Below are 23,882 nucleotides of genomic sequence, written 5' to 3' on the forward strand. Positions count from 1 at the left end.
TATAAATTAATATTTTTCAATTAATTACAATTACACCCATCCAACTCAGTCTTGTCTAATCCGACTATTTCCAGTATTTTATGAGGGGTAATTTGAGGGGTAGACAATAACATGCCAAAGAAAGCTAAAGAGCTATCTGCGCTTAGTGTAGCAAAAATTAAAGAGACTGGTCGATATCACGTAGGTGGTGTTGATGGTCTTTGTTTAAACGTCGAAGGAACTTCCCGTGTCTGGATTTTACGTGCGGTGGTGGGAAAACATCTGGATAAAGATGGAAAATTAAAACCTCATCGACGTGATATTGGTATTGGTCCATACCCTGAAGTTTCTTTAGCTGAAGCTCGTGCTAAAGCCACTGAATTAAAATTACAAATACGAAGTGGTATTGATCCAATTGTCCATCAACAGGAACAGCTTGCAAAGCTTCATGTTCAGCAACTACGGAACAAAACATTCATGGAATGTGCAAAAGTTGTTATTGCCAATAAAACCCGTGAACTCAAAAATGAAAAACATATTGGACAATGGTCATCAACACTAGAAACTTATATTTACCCAACTTTGGGCAATCTTACTATTAGTAACATTACCAAAGCCGATATTGCTGAAGTTTTAAGACCTATTTGGGTTGAGAAAAACGAAACAGCCAAACGTATCCGTGGTCGTATAGAAACCATTTTTGATTATGCCAAAGCAATGGGATATTTTGAGGGTGACAACCCTGCCGAATGGAAAGGCAATCTTGAACCTATATTAGGTAATTTAAAGCAGGAATCACGCCCTCACCCATCCCTGCCCTATGAACAGGTTGCTGAGTTTATCCAACACTTAAGACAGAAAAAAGGAATTTCACCAAAAGCTCTGGAATTTGCAATTTTAACCGCCTGTCGCTCTGGTGAGATTTTTGGGGCGAAATGGCAGGAAATTGATTTTAAGAATAAAGTCTGGATTATTCCTAAAGAACGTATGAAAGCAGAAAAGGAACATCATGTGCCTTTGTCGAAAGAAGCGATAAGTTTGCTTGAATCAATTCAAAATCATACTCTAATTCAAGATTTCATCTTCCCTGCGCCACGGAGTGGTGAGATGCTTTCTGATATGTCTTTGACGACCCTAATCAAACGACTGCATGAGCAAAAGCTTAAAGAAAATGGCTTAGGCTATATTGATCCCAAACAAAACCGAGTCATTACAACGCATGGCTTTCGGTCTACTTTCCGTGATTGGTCGGCAGACAAAACAGATTACCGTAGAGAAGTGTGTGAACATGTTCTCGCACACAAACTTCCAGATAAGGTTGAAGCTTCTTATTTACGTGGAGGCTATTTAGAAAAACGTAAAGGCTTAATGGCTGATTGGGCAACATATATCATGCACAAATAGCCTGAAGCCATGTGGTACAGCTCAAAAAAGTACAATCCCAATTACAAAAACACTTAATATAAAAATAAGAGATAAAGGAATTTTATCTCTTATAAATCTGAATTTTAATTGCTCATCCATCCAACTAATTTGATGTTCCCAAAAGAATTTGTAATGAGCATACCAATTACTAAAAAGGATCTGCTTACTTATCCCACACTCGCTTTAAATAAGCGAATCCGAAATAGAGAAACGCTGGCGTAACACTATAAGTAGCTAAATAAAAAAACAATATAGAAAATCTAACTCCACCCATGAGAGGTGGAGTTAGCTTGATTTATTTCAGTGAATGTATTGATTATTCTTGATTGTCTAAATACTTTTCAGCATCCAATGCTGCCATACAACCCGAACCAGCCGAGGTAATCGCTTGACGATAAATACTGTCTGCCACATCACCCGCAGCAAATACACCCTCGATAGATGTAGCTGTTGCATTACCCGTAGTTCCACTTTGGACTTGGATATAGCCATCACGTAGGTTCAATTGACTTTCAAACATTCCTGTATTGGGTTTATGTCCAATCGCAACAAACAAGCCTTGCACTTGAACATCTTGGATACTTGCATCTTGAGTGGATTTAATACGTACCGCCGTTACACCTGTGTTGTCACCTAAAACCTCATCAACTTGATGGTTCCAAATAATGCTGATTTTGCCCTCTTTTTCTTTGGCAAAAAGATGGTCTTGCAAAATCTTTTCAGAACGCAGACTGTCACGACGGTGTACCAGTGTCACATGTGCAGCGATATTTGACAGATATAAAGCTTCCTCAACCGCAGTGTTACCACCACCAACCACCATGACATTTTGGTTTTTATAGAAGAAACCATCACAGGTTGCACAGGCACTCACACCCTGCCCCATGAAAGCTGCCTCTGACTCAAGACCTAGATATTGAGCCGTTGCACCTGTTGCAATAATCAGTGCATCACAAGTATATTCACCCATGTCACCTTTGAGTACGAATGGGCGAGTTTTGAGATCCACCTCATTGATGTGATCATAGACCATTTCTGTACCAAAGCGTTCTGCATGCGCCTGCATACGCTCCATGAGTACAGGACCAGTTAAGCCCTCAGCATCGCCAACCCAATTATCAACTTCAGTCGTTGTTGTTAATTGCCCGCCTAATTGTAGTCCAGCAATCAATGTTGGTTTGAGGTTGGCACGAGCTGCATATACGGCTGCACTATAACCCGCAGGTCCCGAACCTAAAATAATTAAACGAGAATGTTGATTTTGCATTTAATTTTCTCCAGCATTCTACAAACTTCGCTGATTAACACGTTTTGATAATTCTTCAGCAGATTCTTTACGCTCAGAATAACGATCAGTTAAATACTGACTTTGCCCCCGTGTCAGCAAGGTGAATTTATACAGCTCTTCCATCACATCCACGATACGGTCGTAATACGATGATGCTTTCATTCGCCCATCTTCTTCAAACTCTAAAAATGCTTTTGGAATTGAAGACTGATTCGGAATCGTGATCATCCGCATCCAACGCCCTAAAATACGCATTTGATTGACACTATTGAAAGATTGCGAACCACCACTGACTTGCATTAGTGCCAGTGTTTTTCCTTGAGTGGCACGAATCGCACCACCTGCCAATGGAATCCAATCTATCTGTGACTTAAAGATCGAACTCATTGAACCGTGACGTTCAGGCGAACACCACACCATGCCCTCTGACCATGCCAAAAGCTCATGTAGTTCTTTTGCTTTTGGGTGTTCCATATCCGCATCTTCTGGCAAAGGTAGCCCTTTCGGATGAAAAATTTTAACCTCAGCACCAAACTGTTCCAAGATTCGACCTGCTTCCATCACGGCTAAACGACTATACGAACGCTCACGGTTAGAACCATATAACAACAAAATACGTGGCGCATGATCTAACGATTTAGCTTGAACTTTTTCCAAAGTTGGCTGTTCAAGTAGCTCCATATCAACATTAGGAAGATTCATTACAATTACACCGATTTAAAATACTTTTTTCTGAGCCATAGAGACACACTCACTAAAGCGATCAATACAGGTACTTCAACTAAAGGACCAATCACGGTGGTAAATGCCACAGGTGAAGCCAAACCAAAGGTTGCAATCGCTACAGCCAAAGCCAACTCAAAGTTATTACCAGCAGCCGTGAAAGAAATTGCTGTGGTTTTAGGATAGTCATTGCCCATCCATTTACTCATAAAGAAGCTGATGAAAAACATCACAATAAAATAAATCGTGAGTGGGATTGCGATACGCAGAACATCCAATGGTAAGCTCACTACATCACCACCTTTTAGGCTAAACATTGCCACGATGGTAAAAAGAAGTGCCAATAAACTGAGTGGGCTGATCTTGGGTAAAAAGACATTTTGATACCAATCTAAGCCTTTGGCTTTGACCAAAACCAAACGAGTCAAGAAACCAAGAAGAAATGGAATCCCCAAGTAAACCAACACCGCATGGGTAATCGTCCAGAAATCAACATTGATCACTTGCCCTGCAATACCGAAATAGGGTGGCAAGAATGTGAGGAACAGCCAAGCATAGGTACTAAAAAACAGAATCTGGAAAATACTATTGAATGCCACCAACGCTGCTACATATTGGTTATCACCACAGGCTAAACCATTCCACACCAAGACCATTGCAATACAGCGAGCCAAACCGATCAGGATCAAGCCTGTCATGTACTCTGGATAGCTATGTAAAAAAATAATTGCTAATGCAAACATTAATACAGGCGCAATCACCCAGTTCTGCACCAAAGACAAAGTTAAGGTTTTCTTGTCTTTAAACACTTGTGGCAAAGTAGCATAGTCCACTTTGGCTAAAGGTGGATACATCATCAGAATCAAACCAATCGCAATTGGAATATTGACGGAATCCACACTCATTTTGTCTAAAGTAACGGAAGCTTGCGGAAAGAACACACCTATCGCAATCCCCAATGCCATGGCGATAAAAATCCATAGAGTGAGGTTACGATCTAGAAAAGATAATCTTTGTTGAGCCATGATGTTCTCATTCAATATGCGAAATTTGATTGATTGCTGCAATCAAATCTGGGCGAGACATATGAGTTGTATCTAGTGCCAATAAAGCGTCTAAGCGGCGGTTGATATGATCAACAGTAACTTGGAATGCTTTTAATTTTTCTTCTTTCGGCAAATCTAAATGTGAAGGATCAGCCAAGCCCCAATGTGCCTTAATCGCTCCACCTAAATAAAGTGGACACGCTTCTTGAGCTGCTGAATCGCAAACAGTAATCACGACGTCAGGTTGATATTGTTCGCAGTCATCAATGGTTTTACTCCACAAACCATCTGTTGAGAGACCAAGATTTTCTAAAGTTTCTATAGTCAATGGATGTACTTGCCCTGATGGCTTACTACCTGCACTGTATGCTTTCCATCCTTCAGGCGCACGACTGTTAAAAAGGACTTCTGAGAGGATGCTACGGCAACTATTTCCAGTACACAAAAAAAGAAATTTCATATTCTATTACTCACAATAGCTATTTATTTGGATATTTTGGGAATCTTTATTTACTATGGTTTGACTGCTTACCAAAAGATTCAGAACGTCATGGCACCACATTGGTAATTGCGGATTAATGCTGTAATACACCCATTGGCTTTGTCTCCTGTCCTGTAAGAGACCAGAAGAACGCAATAACGCTAAATGCCTAGAAATCTTTGGCTGACTCAGTTGCAACTTTTCAGTCAAATCACAAACACATAATTCTTTATTCTCAGCGACTAAAGTCACGATATTTAGTCGAGTTTCATCTGATAAGCATTTAAAAAAATTAACTTGGTCCATTCTTAACTCCCATTCACTTATTTGGATATGCGGATAATCACATACAAAAAGTAAAATTTTTAATTCACTCGTTGACCATTTTCATCAATCACTTTTTCACCATCCTCTTTCGTAAAGGCACCCTTCTGAGGTAATGGTAGAATATCTAAGACAACTTCAGAAGGACGGCTTAAGCGAGTGCCTAATTCAGTAACAACAAATGGTCGATTAATCAATATTGGATGATCAAGCATAAAACTAAGTAACTGCTCATCACTCAAATCACTACGATCAAGGTCTAAATCCCGATAAGGATCTACATTCTGGCGAATGGCCTCTCTTACTGTTAATTTTGCATCCTGAATCAATTTAACTAATTCGTCATGACTAGGTGGTGTAATGAGATATTCAATCACAGTTGGCTCAATCCCTGTATTACGGATCAAAGCCAAAGTGTTGCGAGATGTCCCACAAGCTGGGTTGTGATAAATCGTCACAGTTGATGAAGTTGTCATCGAATTGAGCTCTTTTGATAATTTATAATATCTTTATATTCGAATTACCATATATATGCAATACCATATGTTTTGTTTTTTATTAGAGAATAAGGCTCTTTTGAAAAGAACCTCATTACTATCAAAATTCTATCTACTAAATCATCCTATTTTTTTAACTTAGCAGCTACGACTGTGTATGTTTCTCCCTCAGCCTTTAATTCAAAATCAACTTTTTGCCCTACTGCAAGCCCATTCAATAATGCAGGATCAGCAACTTTAAAGCCCATGGTCATCGCAGGCCATTTAATCGCAGGAATTGCCTCATGATCGAGTGTCAAAATATTTTCTTTCGTATCAATAGCCGTAATCACTCCAACTGCTTGAGTTGTCGTTGCTGTAGATGATTCTTTACTCATCTGCTCCATAGGCGCTTCCGCTTTCTTTTGCTCTGACGCCTCATTTTTACTACATGCACTTAACGCAGTAACAGTGGCAACAAGAGCGACAATTTTAATAAATTTAAACATAATAAAACCTCTTTGAACGAAATAAGAAAACTATCAAGATTTTGATAGTTTTCTTTTGATTAAAAGCTGATATGCAGCGGGAATAACAAACATTGATAAAAGTGGAGCTGAAATCATGCCCCCAACCATAGGTAAAGCAATACGACTCATCAATTCAGAGCCCGTTCCAGTTCCTAAAAGGATAGGAATCAAACCCGCCAGAATGACAGCTACAGTCATCGCTTTAGGGCGAACCCGTAGTACTGCCCCTGTACGAAGGGCATCATTGAGTTGCTGCTCAGTTAAAGATGATAAATTTTGTTGAGCATGTTCTATCGCCTGCTTTAAATAAAACAACATGACCACTCCAAACTCTGCGGCAACACCGGCAAGTGCAATAAAGCCTACTGCAATGGCAATTGAGAAATTATAACCACTGAAATACATTGCCCAAATACCACCAATTAAAGCGAATGGTAGAGTCAGCATAATCAGAGCAGCATCTTGTACTTGTCTAAAAATCAGATACAGCAATAGAAAAATGATCATCAAAGTGATTGGTATTACTACCTTTAGGCGAGCATTTGCTCTTTCCATAAATTCAAATTGACCTGAATAACTAATACTCATACCCGCAGAGCGTTTCACTTGTTGGTCAATAGACTGTTTCAAATCCCGAACAACGGAGGCTAAATCACGTCCTTGTACATCAACATAGACCCAACCACTTGGACGAGCATTCTCACTTTTTAACATCGGAGGACCATCTGTGATTTGAATGTTGGCAACACTACTCAAAACAATTTGCTGACCTGATTCAGTCAGAATTGGTAAATTTCTTAATGCCTCAAGTGAATCTCGAATTTCTCGCGGATAACGTACATTAATAGGATACCTTGCTAACCCTTCAACAGTTTCACCAATATTTTCCCCACCAATTGCTGATGACACAATTTGCTGTACATCGGTGATATTGAGACCATAGCGTGCAGCTTCCATTCGATTAATATCGATATCAACATATCGCCCACCAGTGAGTCGTTCAGCTAAAGCTGAGCTAACACCGGGCACTTTTTTGGCAACCTGTTCAATTTGTTGTGCTACCCGATCAATATCTTGCAAATCATTTGCTGAAATCTTGATCCCGATTGGGCTTTTAACCCCGGTCGCCAACATATCAATTCTGTTACGAATAGGCGGCACCCAGATATTTGTTAAACCCGGTACTTGAACAGCTTTATCCAGTTCTTTTATCAACTTATCTGGTGTCATACCTGAACGCCATTCAGATCGTGGTTTAAACTGAATCGTGGTTTCAAACATTTCTAAAGGTGCAGGATCTGTAGCCGACTCTGCTCGCCCAGCTTTACCAAATACAGTGGCAACCTCTGGAACAGTTTTAATCATTCGATCAGTCTGTTGAAGTAATTCAGAAGCTTTTGCTGCGGACAATCCCGGTAAAGCTGAAGGCATATACAGTAAATCACCTTCATCCATATTAGGCAGGAACTCTCCACCTAATTGCGTTAAAGGAAAAAGACTGATAAGAAAAATGAGTAACGCACCTAATAACGTTGTCTTTGGATAAGCTAAGACTTTATCTAACATAGGACGGTATATTTTGATGAGAAAACGGTTTAATGGATTCCGTTGTTCAGATGGTAACTTCCCGCGAATCCAGTATCCCATCAAAACTGGAATCAATGTAATAGATAGCCCCGCAGCAGCAGCCATGGCATAAGTTTTAGTAAATGCCAATGGAGAGAACAATCGTCCTTCTTGTGCTTGCAAAGTAAAAATGGGAATAAAGGATAAAGTAATGATGAGTAAACAGAAAAATAAAGCAGGCCCAACCTCACTGGCAGAACGTGTAATGATGTCCCAACGCTCTTGTATTTCTAAAACTCGATCAGGATGTTCATGTTGCCAAGCTTCGATATGCTTATGTGCATTTTCGACCATAACCACAGATGCATCAACCATAGCACCAATCGCGATTGCAATCCCACCCAATGACATGATATTGGCATTTAGTCCCTGATAATACATCAATAAAAAGGCTGACAAGATTCCCAAAGGCAAAGAAACAATCGCAACCATTGCTGAACGTAAATGCCAGAGGAATAGCCCACAAACCAAAGCCACTACAATAAACTCTTCAATTAATTTATGGCTGAGATTCTCTACCGCCCGATCAATCAATTGACTGCGGTCATACACAGAAACAACTTGTACACCTTTCGGTAGACTTTGTTGTAATTCAGCAAGTTTTTCTTTTACAGCAGTAATGGTTTCACGTGCATTTTTACCAGCACGTAAAATCACAACACCTCCAACAGTTTCCCCTTGTCCATTGAGTTCAGTAATTCCACGACGCATTTCAGGACCGAGTTGAATCGTTGCAACATCTCCAAGAGTGATTGGAACACCTAAATCGTTTGTACGTAACGGAATCTGCCGAAAATCTTCTAATGTTTTTAAATAACCTGAAGCTCTCACCATATATTCAGTTTCAGCCATTTCTAGGACTGAACCGCCAGTTTCCTGATTTGCCTTTTGAATTGCTTCAATTATGCTTCGCTGAGTTATACCGAATGCTGCCATTTTGGTTGGGTCTAAAACAACTTGATATTGTTTAACCATCCCCCCAATTGTGGCGACCTCAGCCACATTTGGTACTGTCTTCAGTTCATACTTCAAAAACCAATCTTGTATGCTTCGCAGTTGTGAGAGATCATGTTGCCCTGTTGGATCAACCAAAGCATATTCGTAGATCCAACCAACACCTGTAGCATCTGGTCCTAATGAAGATTTTGCATTTGCAGGCATTCTTTCTTGTATTTGATTGAGATATTCCAATACACGAGAACGTGCCCAATAAAGATCAGTATGTTCATCAAAAATGACATAAACAAACGAATCACCAAAAAAAGAATAGCCCCGAACAGCTTTAACACCGGGTACTGATAACATGGTCGTTGTTAAAGGATAAGTCACCTGATTTTCAACAATTTGTGGTGCTTGACCGGGAAAATTAGTTCGCACAATCACTTGTACATCAGACAGATCTGGCAAAGCATCAACCGGAGTATTCTTGACAGCCCAAGTTCCCCAAACGGCAAGAACTACAGCAGCTAATAAGACAAATACTCGATTTGTAATTGAAAAACGAATAATACGGGCGATCATAATGGTTCTCCCGTTTAGTTCTGCATAGATGTCATAGACATCTTGGAAATGTCAGAAATAACATAAGCATCCCCAACACGTGTAAAACGAAAACTGACCTGCTCGCCTTGCTGAATTTGGGTAAATGGTTGTACTGGTTGTTTAAAGCTCATGGTCATAGCCCCCCACCCCAATTCAGCAATTGCATGATGTGAAATGGTAATGTCTTGAGCTGTAACTTTTTCCACTTTACCAATGCCTTGGTATATTGATGCCTTAGTCACTTGAGATGATGTAATCGATTGTCCAGTGTTCAGCTTATCCAGTACACCCTGTAAATTGGCCTCAGAATCAATTAGGAATTGTCCCGAAATCACGATTTTCTGACCAGCGTTCAAACCCTGTAGAATTGCTATTTTATTTCCGTCACTCTGTCCTAACTGTACAACAACAGGTTCGAAACGCCCTTTTTCATGTGCGACAATAATAATATTACGAGTACCTGTACGTATAACAGCTTGCTCTGGCACAACTAAACTGCTTTGAGGATTGTTGGAAAATTTGACAGAAGCAAACATTCCGGGCTTGAGTTGCCCCTCTCTATTGGGTAACTCAATACGAACTTTTATGGTTCTGCTTGTAGTATCTAATGTCGGTAAAATATCAATGACTTTGCCAGACACTTTTTGAGGGTACGCAGCAAAAGTTGCTTCGATTTTATCTCCTCGCTTTATCCCAGCAATTTGCGTTTCAGGCACTGCTGCTTCTAACCAAATTGGATTCACGCCTTTAATGGTGGCAAGTGTTTGCCCCATAGCTAAAGCCATTCCACTACGAACTTCTAGTGAGTCAATGAATCCACTCAAAGGAGCACTCAAAGTCATATTAGACTGTACTTGATGTGTCCGTTCGACTTGATGGATCACATTTGGTGGGATTCCCAGAAGCTGTAGGCGTTGTCGACTTGCTTGAATAAGAGAACGGTCTCCTATTTTAAGTACTGCCAAAAACTCAGTCTGTTCCCCAGTCCACTCAGGGATTGAAATATCAGCAATCGGACTCCCTTGAGTCACTATATCCCCGACTGCATGGCCATAAACACGCTGAACAAAACCACTTGCTCGTGTTTGCAGAATTGCTACCTGTCGTTCATTCGCTTGTAATATGCCATTGGTTAACAAGGTATTGCCCATTACAGCCTGTTCGACTGTGGCATAACGAATGGCTAGATTTTGTTGAAGAGCTGGATCAATCTTTACTCCTGCACTTTCAGTTATTCCAGAAGTACTTTCATCCGCATACTTAGGGACTAACTGCATATCCATAAAAGGGGATTTCCCTGGCTTATCAAAATGCTGTTCTGGTTTCATTGGATCGTACCAGTACAACACTTTAGCAGTTGCCTGATCACTTACAGTTTGCTTTTCATCATTTTGATGCGCATACCAATATCCAATCCCACTACCGACTCCCAAGCTGCCCACAATCAAGCCAGCAATTACAAATGCCAATTTATTTTTTAACATTATCTTGACTCCTCAGCATGGTTTAAGGTGGGTTCTACAAAAGAAAAATAGAGCTGGGCTTTGATAATTGCTTGCTGTTGTTGTAAATCGATGAGACGTAATCGCTGATTTAGTAATGCTTGTCGTGTCTCAATGACATCTGACAAATTGGCTTTACCAGCCTGATAACTTGCTAACTGTAAAGTTACTTTTTCTTTAGCCAAAGGAAGTGTACTTTGAACGGTACGTTGGATTTGTCTTTCAAGAGCTTTTAAATCCGATAGCCCCTCATCTAACATGGTGAGATGGTCGCGGTATTTTATCTCCTGATCTGCTGTAATCCGATTTTGTTCAGCTAATGCTGCCTGAATGAGCGGACCACTACGTTTTTTTGAAAATATTGGTAGTTCTGTTGTCAGTTGTACACCAATCATATCTCCAAATTCAGGAGCACGATGCTGATAGGCAAGCTCAATACCCCAATCTGGTTTTTGAAGGGCTTGGGCTTGCTTAAGCTTTGCTTCAACAGTTTGCTTTTCTGCTTGGAATGCTTTTAGTTCAGGGTGTTGATGCAGATGATGATATAAACGTGATGTATCAAAATTAATTATAGGTTCTTGGGTAGGCAAACTTTCTATTTCAGTTGTACCACTAGAATCCTCACTGATTAATCGGTGTAATTCTAGTTTTGCCTTATTTATATCTCGAAGCAAATCATCTTTTTGATCAAGCAAAATAGTTTTGTCCAGCCTAGGGGAAATTGTATTAGCAACCATGGTTCGACCAGACGCAACCTGTGTTTGTGTAATCTGGGATAGCAATCCATTTTCTGAAAGAAGGTCATCATATAACGCCAGTTTACGCTCAAGATAAAAACGTTTAAGCCATGCCGATGCTACTTTTTGACGTAACTCAATTCGCAGAATTTCTGTTTGAGCATTTGCTGAACCCAATTCAGCTTTTGCTAATTCAACTTCAGCTAATCTTTTGGCACGATTTGGAAAATCTTGCATGATGCCAATCTTTTGCATCGTCATCCCCTCTTGTGTGACAGACCATGCAGCATCACCTGATACAGGGTAATTATCGAGACCCACAAATAGTTTAGGATTGGGCAAAATACCTGAAGCTGAAACTATATTCTCAGCACCTTCAATCTGAGCACTATTAGCTCTTAGAGCAGGCGCATATCGCTCAGCAAGCTTCAATGCTGTATCCAAAGTCAGTGGCTGGGCATAAGCATGTCCATAACTCAAGAAAAAACAGATCGTCGCAATCGAGCATCCACCCCATTTTAGGGACAGCTTTCCTTTATTAAAGTTCATATTTTTAGCTCTAAAATGATGTACACGCGCACGTGCAGAACACCCATAGAAAACTCTATGAATGATGAAGAATCATCAAATTAGTTAAAGCGTGGGGGTTTCCATAAATTGGAAAGATCAGATGAGATGAAATTTTGATTTAATGGAGAAAAAGTAGACTGTTCCGCAGGTAAAAAAATCATCGACTGCAAAACATCCAGCGCTGTAGATGTATATGCAATTTTAGAAAATGACATAATACAATCTTGCTTAGACATACATGATGGATCATGTAATTGCTTCTTAATCTTTACCTCAGCTTTCATACAATCCATGTGCATAGCACTTGCTTTTTCATGATCTTCAGAATTCATCATTTGCATGGATTGTGTATCTTGAGATGACATTAAACATGGGCTATGTACAGATGCAGCAGCTGCTGCCGATCCTACAATTAGGATAGCAAAAGATAAAAACAGCGATAAGCATGTCCTTAACAAGTGCATAACATCAAGACCAAAATTTAACCTTTTTAGTTTTACAGATTATCCTGTAAATAACAATCCTATAATTAATTAAACTAATTCATTAAACAGCGGTTGTTGGTTTATATCAACAACCGCCTTCTAAATTAAAACCGACTTATAACTTGATAAGTTATAAAGGAAAATAAATAAGCCAATGAAAAGAGATATACAGCCATTACGACTGGTTGTTTCCAACTCCCTGTTTCTCTTCGAATGGTCGCTAGTGTTGCTAAACAATGCGGGGCAAAGATAAACCAAACTAACAATGACATACCTGTCGCTAGCCCCCATCCATCCGGACCAGATATTTGAGATAATAAAGTCTGGGTAACTGCATCTTCATCACCAGACATTGCATAGATCACCCCTAACGCAGCAATAATCACTTCACGAGCTGCCATTGCAGGAATCAAAGCAATACAAATTTCCCAAGTAAATCCAATCGGAGCAAATATTGGATGGATTAGATGCCCTAACTGTCCAGCAATACTATAATTGATTGGTGGCATTGTTGGATTATCAGGTGGTAAAGGGAACGTTACCAAGAACCATAATAAAATAGAAAGTGCGACAATAATTCCACCAACTCTTTTTAAGAATATAGTTGCTCTATCATAAAGCCCCAAAGCTACATTTCGAACATCTGGAATACGGTATGTAGGTAATTCAAAAATGAAAATACTTTCAGTTTTATCTTTTCTGACTAATTTCAGGAATAAAGAAACCAATAAAGCGGATACGATTCCTGACATGTAAAGCCCGAACAGAACTAGACCTTGTAAACTGAGCCAACCATAAACCAACTTGTTTGGAATGAATGCAGCGATCAGCAAAGCATATACAGGTAGTCGTGCAGAACACGTCATTAAAGGTGCAATCATAATCGTTGCTAAACGATCTCTTTCAGAGCTAATACTTCTAGTCGCCATGACTCCGGGAATTGCACAAGCAAAGCTCGAAAGTAGTGGAATAAATGAACGCCCACTTAAACCAGCTTTAGACATCAGCTTATCTAACAAAAAAGCAGCTCTAGGTAAGTATCCCGATTCTTCTAAAATTAAAATAAAGAAAAATAAGATCAGAATTTGAGGCATGTACGCGAGTACACTACCAGCACCTGCAATTACACCATCAACGACCAAACTTCTTAAAAGTGGATGAGTAATCAGAGGTCCTATCGCCCCACCAAACCATGAAATCGAATCCTCAACAAAGGAAATTAACGGTTGAGCCCAAATAAAGACAGCCTGAAACATTACAAACATGGTAAAGGTCAATATTAATAATCCAAAAACTGGATGTAAGAATATTTTGTCCAAGAAAGCCGTTCGTTTATCACCATTATCATTTTTCAAGATGACTTGTTTTGTAATATATTTGATTTGGTCAAAGTGACTCAGATCAGAATGATAAGGGGCAACAAACAAATTCTTTTGATCCAATTGGGTCAATAGCCCCTGAATGCCTTTTGTTTTTACAGCTACTGACTCAACAACAGGAATACCTAAAAGCTGAGATAGCTTCGTTGTATCAATTGAAATCCCACGCTTTCTAACCTCATCCATCATGTTAAGAACAAGTAACATTGGTCTGTTTAAAGCCCTGACTTCAAGTACAAGACTTAAATGAAGATGAAGATTCGTAGCATCGACAACACATACAAAAATATCAGGTATAACTTCGCCTTTTAATTCACCAAAGCATACTGCTCTAGTTACCTCCTCATCTAAACTGCTCGGTTTTAAACTATAAGTCCCAGGCAAATCCAATACTCGAACGGTATCACCAGATGGCAGTTTAAAAAATCCCTCTTTCCGTTCTACCGTTACCCCAGCATAATTTGCAACTTTTTGACGAGTCCCTGTGAGGGTGTTAAAAAGTGATGTTTTACCGCAATTAGGATTACCAACAAGTGCAATATTTTTAGTGTCCATTGGTAATCTCTACAAAAATTCGTTCTGCTTCATTTTTTCTTAAGGCGAAACGTGAGGTTTCGATTTGAACCAACACAGGATCACCACCAAAAAGCCCTTTCGCAAGCACTTGTAAGGATTCACCTACTCTAAAGCCCAGCAGTTCTAAACGCTCCAGAACAGGATCATTTTTATCTTGATACTGTTCACCCTTTTTAAGATCAATGATTTTTACAGTCTGGTCTTGCTTTACTTGAAATAAATTCATTGTCAGCACCCTACTTCAACGCCAAAATTTTTCGAGCGCCATTCAGTACAAACAGTGAAACAAGAATACCAATAATCAAATCTGGGTAAGCTGAACCAGTCCATGCAACAAGTACACCTGCTAAAATAACCCCCATATTTACTATTACGTCATTAGCTGAAAAGATCCAACTCGCTTTCATATGGGCTCCGCCATCTCTATGCCCAGAAATGAGATACAAGCACGTCACATTGGCAATAAGTGCTAAGAAGCCAATAATGATCATCAAATCTGACTCTGGTTCACTACCGAACATGAAACGTCTGACAACATCAATAATAACGATCAAAGCTAATAAAAGTTGAATCCATCCTGCAAAATGAGCTGCTTTTAATTGGTATTTAGCCGCTTTCCCTACCGCGTAAAGTGCTATACCGTAAACGGCCGCATCAGCAAACATATCAAGAGAGTCCGCAATGAGCCCCGTCGATGCGGCAATAATTCCACTTATGAACTCAATAAAAAAAAGAACACCATTAATCGCTAGTAATAATTTAAGGACTTTCGCCTGCTTAGTCGGATCTGGTGTTTCAGGCAATTCCCCAGTGGCTTTTACTGTTTCCACGAGCTTTGCACCAAAACCTAGGGCTTCAAGTTTTGTGGTAATTTCATTAATCCCATTGGTATGGAAAACAACTAACTGTCTTTGCGCCAAATCAAAAGATAAACCTTTAACTTCATGCAAGGGAGAAAGTGCCATTCTTACCATTTGCTCTTCTGCCGAACAATCCATCTTCGGAATCAGAAAAGTACTAGCTTCTTGTGCTTGTTCTTTATTTTCATAAGCTTCAGTTTTATTTAATTTTGCCCCAAATCCAAGAGCTTCAAGTTTTGCAGTGATTTCATTACTTTCACCATTATGCAGAACTTTTAGGTTTCGGTTCGGCAAATCAAAAACCAAGCTCGATTATGGGGTTGGTTATTCACAAGCTCGTAATGCATCATTTTGAAGCTCAAGACCGAACTCAATTAGAAGGCAAAATTCAACTTATAGAGAATCTACTTGAACAGAACCCATCTAACTCTCAAGAACTAAATTTATATTTAAAAGATGCCTTAATTGGACATCACGATCTGATTGTTCAGATTGAACGTCCAACAGGTCAAGTTATTTTTAGCTCAGCACCATCAGTAATTCATCCCCAAGCACTCAACAAATCAAAACAAGATCCATGGCTTGAATGGAAAATTAAAAATAAGACTTATCGTGGCTTAATTTATAAAAAGACTTTTGATCATAATGACTCGTTTATATCAGCTCAGATTATTGTTGGAATCGATACCTCTGAGCATCTACATTTCTTAAATGACTTTAGACGTCAACTTTTATACATTGGATTTGTGGGTACAATTTGTTTAATGTTCTTAGGGTGGTTCGCAGCATGGCGAGGGCTACGTCCAGTACAACAAATGGCAAAAGTAGCAGAGGGTATCTCAGCCCAACATCTTTCTGAACGTTTAGAAGTCGAAAATACTCCAACCGAACTTAAATCACTGGCTGTCGCTTTTAATGATATGTTAGATCGGCTAGAAGCCGCAGTAGAAAAACTTTCAGATTTTTCATCTGATCTTGCTCATGAAATAAGAACACCTATTAACAATTTGATGACTCAAACTCAAGTATGTTTATCTCGTAGTCGAAATATTAATACTTATCAGGAAGTTCTATTTTCAAATTTAGAAGAGTTTGAGCATTTAGCTCGCATGGTCTCTGATATGCTATTTTTGGCAAAAGCAGAACATGGTCTACATTTACCTAACCTACAACAGGTTAATTTAGTTAAAGAAGTTTCAGCATTATTTGATTTTTATGATGCTATCGCTGCTGAAAAGGGAATGTCACTCGAACAGAGTGGTTCAGGTAGTATAAAAGGTGATCCTTTAATGCTACGCCGCGCTTTAAGTAATTTGTTATCGAATGCAATTAAATATGGCAAATCAGATTCGGTCATCAAAATCACATGCCAACAAAACTTTGATACAACAACATTCATCATTGAAAATGAAAGCTCCCCACTATCATCAGAACAACTTAATCGGTTATTCGATCGTTTTTATCGAACAGATGTATCTAGACAGAGAGTTGAAGAAGGTACTGGCCTTGGTTTAGCAATTACCAAATCTATTCTTGATGTGCATGGAGCTTCCATTCAAGCGACTTATAACGAGGGACATATTTCTTTTAAAATTATCTTTAAAAATTAGTGATATCTCGGTTATTAAGCACTCATTCTAATGATGCTTACCACTCATTAACTTACGCTAATGAGTGGTAAGTCGTGATTATTTTTGATGACGTAATCGTAAGGCATTACCAATTACCGATGCTGAGCTTAGGCTCATTGCTAATGCAGCAATCATAGGCGAGAGTAACCAGCCAGTAAATGGATACAGTACACCAGCAGCCAAAGGGATACCTAATCCATTATAGAGGAAAGCAAACATCAAGTTTTGTTTCATATTTTTAACAGTTGCCTCTGATAAAGAACGAGCAATTTCAATACCACGTAAGTCACCTTTTACTAATGTAACTTGGGCACTATTCATTGCTACATCAGTACCCGTGCCCATTGCGATTCCAATATCAGCTTGAGCCAAGGCTGGTGCATCATTAATTCCATCACCAGCCATAGCAACAATTCTCCCTTCTTTTTGCAATTTTGTGACCAAATCTAATTTATCAGCAGGTTTAACCTCACCATAAACCTCACTAATTCCTAACTTAGCCCCAACTGATTTTGCTGTAGTTAGCCCATCACCTGTTGCCATGATGATTCTTAAACCTGAGTCTTCCAACGATAAAAGGGCCTCTGGAGTGCTTGCTTTGATTGGATCTGAAACTGCCAGAAGACCTAGCAGTTTTCCATCGGCTGCCAAATACATAACACTGGCACCTTCAGCTCTTAATACCTCTGCTTGTGGAATAAGAGTGTTAACAGATATCCCTAATTGCTTCATCAGTGCCGTATTGCCTAGCGCTAATTTTTGTCCGTTTATCTCTCCATTAACACCAATACCTGAACCTGATTCAAATGAAGTAGGTTTACTTAAAGTAAGATTTCGCTCACGGGCGGCACGTACAATTGCATTTGCTAAAGGATGCTCACTGCCCTGATCTAAACTCGCAGCTAAACGGAGGACTTCATTCTTTTCATATCCTGAAGTGGCTACTACTTTATTGAATGATGGTTGTCCTTCTGTCAAAGTTCCTGTTTTATCAATAATCAATGTATCAATTTTACGTAGATTCTCTATTGCGGCAGCGTCTCGAAAAAGTACTCCATTTGATGCACCTCGCCCTGTTGCTACCATAATTGACATTGGCGTAGCTAATCCCAAAGCACATGGGCATGCGATGATTAAAACAGCTACTGCATTGATTAATCCATAAACCCAACTAGGTTCAGGTCCGAATAGCCCCCACCCCAAAAAAGTTAGAACAGCAATACCTATAACCCCCATAACAAATCGTCCTGCAACATGATCCGCCATCCGCTGCATAGGTGCTTTTGAACGTTGAGCCTGAGCAACCATTTGCACGATTTGAGAAAGTACGGTTGATGATCCAACTTTTTCTGATCGCATCACCAATGAACCATTCATGTTCATTGTTGCACCAATGACTTGATCACCCACACGTTTTGTAACTGGCACAGGTTCACCAGTTAACATCGATTCATCTACAGAGCTTGAACCTTCTGTAATGACTCCATCAACAGGAACTTTTTCACCGGGGCGTATCCGTAATAAATCGCCTACGTGTACATGAGATAGTGGAATATCTTCTTCTATACCATCAACACTGATTTTTCTTGCTGTTTTAGGTGCTAGCCCAAGTAGGGATTTAATTGCCGCTGAAGTTTGGGAACGTGCTTTTAACTCTAGCACTTGACCTAACAATGTGAGAGAAATAATCGCTGCGGTCGCCTCAAAATACACAGCAACACGCCCCATAGATACAAATGAGTCTGGAAATACTTGAGGTACTATTGTTCCAACAAGGCTGTATATAAAAGCAGCTCCTGTACCTATTCCAATCAAGGTCCACATATTTGGACTCCGATTCCAGATTGACTGCCAACATCTAACAAAAAATGGCCATCCCGCCCAAAAAACTATTGGCAAGGTAAGAAAAAGTTCAATCCAGCTTTGCACCTGCATTTCGAACCAGTTCAATTGATGACCAAACATTGCTAAGAAAACTACAATAATGGTTAGCGGTAAGGTCCACCAAAATCTATGCTTAAAATTCTTGAGTTCTGGGTTTTCATCAGCGTCATCTAAGTCAGGAAGTAAAGGCTCTAACGACATACCACAGATCGGACAATTTCCCGCATGGTTCTGTCTAATTTCAGGATGCATTGGACAAGTGTATATCGTGAAGGTATTAACATGAGCAGGCTGATTAACTTCATTTGAATCCTCACCATCCCTCTTTTGTGGTTCTTTTAACGTAACTACATTCTCAACTTTAGTAATATAAAAATGAGGATCACTTTTAAACTTTATGTGGCATTTCTCACTACAAAAGTAAAAAGTTCTATTTTTAACTTCTTCATAAAACTTGGATGCTTCTGTAACTGTCATACCACAGACAGGGTCAGTAAGTCTGTTATTGAGTACTTTGTTTTCATGATGATGGTCCATAAAAGCCTCCTTCATATTTAATTTTTTAAATTAATAATTTCATTAAGATGGAAATAGACTCCCTCTTATTAGTTTGTTTAGTGATCATTGTTTTCTTTAAAGCCAGTGTACCACTTGTGGTTTTTTAATTTTTAAAATGACAAAAATGTAATTTTGAAGTCATCGGGATGTTTCTCTCATCCTTTAATAATAAGCATGAGAAAGGTGATGACCAAGCAACCAATTGATGCATTTCATTCGGTCATTACTGAGCCCAAGATTAGTTTAAAGAGGATGAAGAAATGAAAATTTTCAAAAATAAAATGTCAGCTCTACGTAACACTCTCGTAGGTGCAACACTGATTGTTACTGCTTCAAGTGCATTTGCACACGTGAAACTTGAAAGTGCAATTCCTGCGATCAATGCTTCTGTAGCAAGTCAACCAAAAAACATAACACTCAATTTTGGTGAAGAAGTCATGCTAATGAACGTTAAGTTACTTGATGCCCAACGTAAGGATATCCCTTTGAACTACCAAATAACTCATGATATGAAAAAATCATTTGACGTAGCGGTTCCAAAACTAAAAAAAGGAAAATATACGGTGGTTTGGACCACAATGGGTACCGATGGCCATAACATGAATGGTGAATATAATTTCACTATTAAATCGGCAAAATAACAATGAGTGAAAATAGTCAACATGCCAGCAGCTTGCTGGCATGTTGCTATAATAAAGGGAGAAAAATATGATTCCTGAGACTTGGATATATGCAACATGGTTGGTTAAAGTCATTTTATATTTAGGGATTGCATTTGTTATTGGCGGTGCTTTCTGCTATTTCTTACTTGGACGTTATGTTGAAATCAAGGAGACTATTCTAAAATACATGACTATTGGTACAGGTTTAGGCCTTTTTTCAAGTGTTCTCGGCTTCTTCATTCTTATAGGAAGTTTTGCCAACACTGGCCTTTCAGGTATGTGGGATAGCAACTATATAAATATACTAGTCAATACTCCTACTGGACATGTCTCTATCATTCGATCAATCAGTTTTGCACTTTTACTCATATTTATGATAGTCAAACTTAGTAAAGGGACGATTGATATTTCCAAAACTGAAGGAGCAATCTTTACCATACTGCTCACACCAATCGTTTTAAGTTTTTCACAACTCGGACACGTCACGAATTTACCCTTATTCGCTCAAGCTTTGTTATCAATACATGTACTTGTAATGTCCTTATGGATGGGGTCGCTTTATCCATTATGGAAAACAAGCAAAAAAATTAATGGCTTACCACTTAAAGAACGTATGCATCTATTTGGGCAAATAGCAGCCTTTATTGTAGGAATACTCATCGCTTGTGGTCTTAGTATTGCTTTATTACTCTTTAAAGATTTTAATACTCTAATCAATACACCTTATGGGCATGGATTTATTATTAAAATATTATTTGTCCTAAGTATTTTATTGTTAGCAGCCTTTAACAAATGGTATTTCACACCTCGCTTACAAGACCCGAAATTTGCGAAACAATTGGGCTATGCCATTTTATTTGAGATGTCATTAGGTCTATCAATTCTTTTAGCCACTGGTTATATCACCACTGTAGTCGGTATTGAGTAAAAAAGGATCACGCTATGACTTCATGGATGAAGTACAATTTATTATTTTTCATTTTTTTGAATACGACATCATGGGCTGAACCTAGCACTTCAAAAACGATTCGCTCCTTAGATGATACCGAATTACGTAATATCACTGATCATAATCATGGCGACACCAAAGTCGAAGAGAATAAAGACCATCATTCTAAAGATAAACAACTACGTAATGAAGATAGTAGACAACAAAAAGTTATAAATGGATTAATGTTACAAAAGCCTAACGTACTACCGCCCTCCAAATAAACGATACTTAAGTAATGTTTATTGATTCAATAAGTAGTTCAAATTTTTTAATAAAAAATAGTAGCAATATTACTGTTGGGGGCTTCTTAGCCCCCAACAGTATTTAATTCAGAGCTTGAACCGACTGCTGTAAGCCTTTCTGAATATCTTGAACATGAGTGAGATCATGCGTTTGCTGATGCTCTGTTTGAGATTCAACGCTGTAAAACTCCTCCACTATATCCAAACCCTCTTCACCTCCCACCTCAAAGCAGGCATTACCATAACCCTGCCGTGCCACATGATCCAAAGCCTCCTGATAGAACCCTGCTGTCTTACTTTGTTCATCCATCTGTTTGGCTGAACTAATCGCATCTTTCAGGTTTGTGCCATCACGTAAAGTCAGATCCACGTAGTAGATCGGGGTACGGTAACTTTGTGTGGTGCTTTTACCTCGCAAGGTCAATTGCAATGGCAAACAAGAAAGTAAGTCACCCGATGCTGCGTGATAGTAACGAAGTCGAGCTGCCAAAGTGCGGATGCTGTTAAAGCCTGTGGTTCTAAAGATGAAAGTACCAAACTCATCTGATTCATCTAAGTTGACGTAGAGTCTGCCATAGGGCTTGCATAATCCACCCTGTGCCAATGGACATAAATCAGGGGATGGACAAGGATGTTGTTCAATGCCATTTTGACCGAGTCGCTGACAGCTTTCGCCATTGCCTGAACAGATTAAACGTCCAGTTTGGCGGTCAAATAGGCTGTACTCTGCTCTTAAGTTGAGATCGGGATCATTGAAGATCATGCGGACTGGAATGCTTCTCAGCTTTTGGTTCTGATTGGGCGCTTTGGCACGTAGTTGCTCATCCAGTGGATGTTTGACCCACCCATCTTTATTTTGGATTTGGCTGGTAATGGTAAATTGATCATCTTTTTCAGGCAGACGTTTTCCATTCTTTTCGACAATTTTGCCGATACTGATACGCCCCAACACAGGTGGGGTAATAGCTAAACCTTTAATCATGATGATGTACTCTATATAGATGTTGAAATGGCGTTTAAATTTGGATAAATAAATTTTGGGCATAAAAAATCCCATACTTGTTTGGGGTATGGGATCAGTTGGTTGGGGTGTTAGTTAAATTGAAATGGGTTACTTGGGTATCAGCCCTATCCACCATTCGGATAAATCTGAAAGCGTCGTGTTCCTGCTTTGGTTTGGGGAAATTGCTGTAGGTATTCAGGATGCTGTTTAAGCAATGATTTACTGTCTAGGCTGATTGAGTCTTGTGATTTCTTCCATGTGACTGAACCACCTGTAAATACCGCTCGCTCTGCTTCTTTCATCATCATTTGTAGTTGATGTTTCAGTTCATCAAAATACTGCTGGTGTTGTTCAACTTTATGTCGCTCCTCTAGTAACTGATTAAACAAATAATTAGCTTGTTCATTTTGGGTCAGGTCTTCTACTGTTAATGGAATCTGTTCAGGATAAAGTTGTTGCAAGGCTTTAGCTGCTGAATCCGAAGCATCTACACTGGGTGGAATACCTGTTTCGACACATTGCCAGAAATGACGTTCCGCATTAATGATGTGCTGAATCACAGTTTCATTACGAGTCACTTTATAGATTTTGGTTTCATGCCCACAGATCAAGGCACAAATATGCGCTGCCTGTTTACCTGTCACTGCCAATTGATGCTGTACCTGACACAGCACATATAAAGGCACGCCATCTCGCCATAGTTTTGCGCCATATTCCCCCACGGTTTTACATTCCAAAATTTGCACTTCTTCATTACCGACTACAGCATAATCCAAGTTCGCCAACATAAACTGTTTGTCTTCATCAGGGTGTTGCAATACTGCATTAACTCGACGGACTTTATGATTGGTGTGCATGCTGTAGTATTCAGCCACCAAAGGTTCTAGCTTTTTTCCCCAGTACAAGGGTGCGTAACCTGCACTTTCATCCTCGATGTTTTGTTGCATCCGCCCTGTCTTGATCATCCACAGTTCCAGCATCGACATATAGGGATTCAGTCCACAGGCCGTTGCTGCATCACTGCTGCCAATACCCTGTTTTCTGACTTCTAACCATTGTTGATAGTTCATCTGTTTGGTGTTGGCAAGTCTTTTTGCTGTAAGGGCTTTGGTCTTTCGTGGTTGCGTATTCGGTCGATCTCGTTTGGTTCGGGTTCCCACCTCAATCTGCTGAATGGATTGATTTAGATTCGGTAAATAGGGTTGTAGTGGTGGGTTATTTAGCGTGTTTTGAATTTGAGTATGACTATTCATTGCAATTATTCCTGTATCGATAAAATCGTAAAAGCTGAATTTTGGGCATAAAAAAGCCGCATGAGGGTGCGGCTAAAGGTGTTGCTGTGCTTGTACGGTGTTACTGTAT

21 protein-coding genes and 2 pseudogenes are annotated in these 23,882 nt (G+C 39.4%); 5 read left to right on the top strand and 18 right to left on the bottom strand.

Annotated features, from left to right (window positions below; all coding sequences use genetic code 11):
* Nucleotides 1-111: 111 nt before the first annotated feature.
* Complete coding sequence (locus MSG95_RS05355; protein ID WP_004699746.1) at nt 112-1,383, top strand: tyrosine-type recombinase/integrase; 1,272 nt, start codon at nt 112-114, stop codon at nt 1,381-1,383.
* 21 nt (nt 1,384-1,404) lie between these two features.
* Here the strand turns inward: MSG95_RS05355 and MSG95_RS05360 are convergent, their stop codons facing one another.
* The 15 genes and pseudogenes from MSG95_RS05360 to MSG95_RS05430 all read right to left on the bottom strand — a co-directional run.
* Nucleotides 1,405-1,575, bottom strand: a complete 171-nt coding sequence (locus MSG95_RS05360; protein ID WP_323807942.1) for a hypothetical protein — start codon at nt 1,573-1,575, stop codon at nt 1,405-1,407.
* A 145-nt stretch (nt 1,576-1,720) separates the two neighbouring features.
* Nucleotides 1,721-2,671, bottom strand: coding sequence for a thioredoxin-disulfide reductase (gene trxB / locus MSG95_RS05365; protein WP_004699744.1), 951 nt, complete (start codon nt 2,669-2,671; stop codon nt 1,721-1,723).
* A gap of 18 nt (nt 2,672-2,689) precedes the next feature.
* On the bottom strand, nt 2,690-3,394 hold the full coding sequence (gene arsH, locus MSG95_RS05370; protein ID WP_004699742.1) for an arsenical resistance protein ArsH: 705 nt from the start codon (nt 3,392-3,394) through the stop codon (nt 2,690-2,692).
* A 5-nt stretch (nt 3,395-3,399) separates the two neighbouring features.
* Nucleotides 3,400-4,440, bottom strand: coding sequence for an ACR3 family arsenite efflux transporter (gene arsB / locus MSG95_RS05375; protein ID WP_004699740.1), 1,041 nt, complete (start codon nt 4,438-4,440; stop codon nt 3,400-3,402).
* Nucleotides 4,441-4,447: 7 nt separating this feature from the next.
* A complete protein-coding gene (locus tag MSG95_RS05380) occupies nt 4,448-4,921 on the bottom strand; it encodes an arsenate reductase ArsC (protein WP_004699737.1) in 474 nt (157 codons plus the stop codon).
* Nucleotides 4,922-4,927: 6 nt separating this feature from the next.
* Entirely contained in the window at nt 4,928-5,248 is a 321-nt protein-coding gene (locus MSG95_RS05385) for a metalloregulator ArsR/SmtB family transcription factor (protein ID WP_004699734.1), read from the bottom strand.
* A 59-nt stretch (nt 5,249-5,307) separates the two neighbouring features.
* The gene (gene arsC / locus MSG95_RS05390) at nt 5,308-5,742 is read right to left on the bottom strand and encodes an arsenate reductase (glutaredoxin) (protein WP_004699732.1); all 435 of its coding nucleotides are present in this window, start codon (nt 5,740-5,742) and stop codon (nt 5,308-5,310) included.
* Nucleotides 5,743-5,888: 146 nt separating this feature from the next.
* Nucleotides 5,889-6,251 (bottom strand): copper-binding protein, encoded by a 363-nt coding sequence (locus tag MSG95_RS05395; RefSeq protein WP_004699729.1) that lies wholly within the window; start codon nt 6,249-6,251, stop codon nt 5,889-5,891.
* Between the two features lie 33 nt (nt 6,252-6,284).
* Nucleotides 6,285-9,419 (bottom strand): efflux RND transporter permease subunit, encoded by a 3,135-nt coding sequence (locus tag MSG95_RS05400; RefSeq protein ID WP_004699728.1) that lies wholly within the window; start codon nt 9,417-9,419, stop codon nt 6,285-6,287.
* Between the two features lie 14 nt (nt 9,420-9,433).
* Complete coding sequence (locus tag MSG95_RS05405) at nt 9,434-10,924, bottom strand: efflux RND transporter periplasmic adaptor subunit (RefSeq protein ID WP_004699726.1); 1,491 nt, start codon at nt 10,922-10,924, stop codon at nt 9,434-9,436.
* On the bottom strand, nt 10,924-12,228 hold the full coding sequence (locus MSG95_RS05410; RefSeq protein WP_004699724.1) for a TolC family protein: 1,305 nt from the start codon (nt 12,226-12,228) through the stop codon (nt 10,924-10,926). The genes MSG95_RS05405 and MSG95_RS05410 overlap by 1 nt, the downstream gene beginning before the upstream one ends.
* A gap of 80 nt (nt 12,229-12,308) precedes the next feature.
* The gene (locus tag MSG95_RS05415) at nt 12,309-12,713 is read right to left on the bottom strand and encodes a hypothetical protein (RefSeq protein WP_004699723.1); all 405 of its coding nucleotides are present in this window, start codon (nt 12,711-12,713) and stop codon (nt 12,309-12,311) included.
* A gap of 125 nt (nt 12,714-12,838) precedes the next feature.
* Nucleotides 12,839-14,668, bottom strand: a complete 1,830-nt coding sequence (gene feoB, locus MSG95_RS05420; RefSeq protein WP_004699721.1) for a ferrous iron transporter B — start codon at nt 14,666-14,668, stop codon at nt 12,839-12,841.
* Complete coding sequence (locus MSG95_RS05425; RefSeq protein ID WP_004699719.1) at nt 14,658-14,915, bottom strand: FeoA family protein; 258 nt, start codon at nt 14,913-14,915, stop codon at nt 14,658-14,660. The genes feoB and MSG95_RS05425 overlap by 11 nt, the downstream gene beginning before the upstream one ends.
* 10 nt (nt 14,916-14,925) lie before the next feature.
* Nucleotides 14,926-15,855 (bottom strand): annotated as a pseudogene (locus MSG95_RS05430) (cation transporter); the annotation flags it as partial.
* Between the two features lie 5 nt (nt 15,856-15,860).
* Between MSG95_RS05430 and MSG95_RS05435 the strand changes: the two are divergent.
* Nucleotides 15,861-17,159: pseudogene (locus MSG95_RS05435) on the top strand (heavy metal sensor histidine kinase); the annotation flags it as partial.
* Between the two features lie 78 nt (nt 17,160-17,237).
* On the opposite strand, the gene MSG95_RS05440 reads toward MSG95_RS05435, so the two are convergent.
* The gene (locus MSG95_RS05440) at nt 17,238-19,601 is read right to left on the bottom strand and encodes a heavy metal translocating P-type ATPase (protein ID WP_005003192.1); all 2,364 of its coding nucleotides are present in this window, start codon (nt 19,599-19,601) and stop codon (nt 17,238-17,240) included.
* A gap of 281 nt (nt 19,602-19,882) precedes the next feature.
* Here MSG95_RS05440 and MSG95_RS05445 point away from each other — a divergent pair, with 281 nt between their 5' ends.
* From MSG95_RS05445 to MSG95_RS05455, 3 genes are all read left to right on the top strand, one after another.
* A complete protein-coding gene (locus MSG95_RS05445; RefSeq protein ID WP_004722340.1) occupies nt 19,883-20,263 on the top strand; it encodes a copper resistance CopC family protein in 381 nt (126 codons plus the stop codon).
* Between the two features lie 67 nt (nt 20,264-20,330).
* Nucleotides 20,331-21,212: a copper resistance D family protein gene (locus MSG95_RS05450; protein ID WP_004801541.1), complete on the top strand. Its 882-nt coding sequence runs from the start codon at nt 20,331-20,333 to the stop codon at nt 21,210-21,212.
* A 14-nt stretch (nt 21,213-21,226) separates the two neighbouring features.
* Entirely contained in the window at nt 21,227-21,496 is a 270-nt protein-coding gene (locus MSG95_RS05455) for a hypothetical protein (protein ID WP_004722342.1), read from the top strand.
* A 103-nt stretch (nt 21,497-21,599) separates the two neighbouring features.
* On the opposite strand, the gene MSG95_RS05460 is transcribed toward MSG95_RS05455, so the two are convergent.
* Nucleotides 21,600-22,499 (bottom strand): hypothetical protein, encoded by a 900-nt coding sequence (locus MSG95_RS05460; protein ID WP_004801544.1) that lies wholly within the window; start codon nt 22,497-22,499, stop codon nt 21,600-21,602.
* Nucleotides 22,500-22,645: 146 nt separating this feature from the next.
* Nucleotides 22,646-23,773, bottom strand: coding sequence for a YqaJ viral recombinase family protein (locus tag MSG95_RS05465; RefSeq protein WP_004801545.1), 1,128 nt, complete (start codon nt 23,771-23,773; stop codon nt 22,646-22,648).
* Nucleotides 23,774-23,882 lie beyond the last annotated feature (109 nt).

This window comes from Acinetobacter sp. IK23 (assembly GCF_035615275.1).
GTDB classification, from domain to species: Bacteria; Pseudomonadota; Gammaproteobacteria; order Pseudomonadales; family Moraxellaceae; genus Acinetobacter; species Acinetobacter seifertii.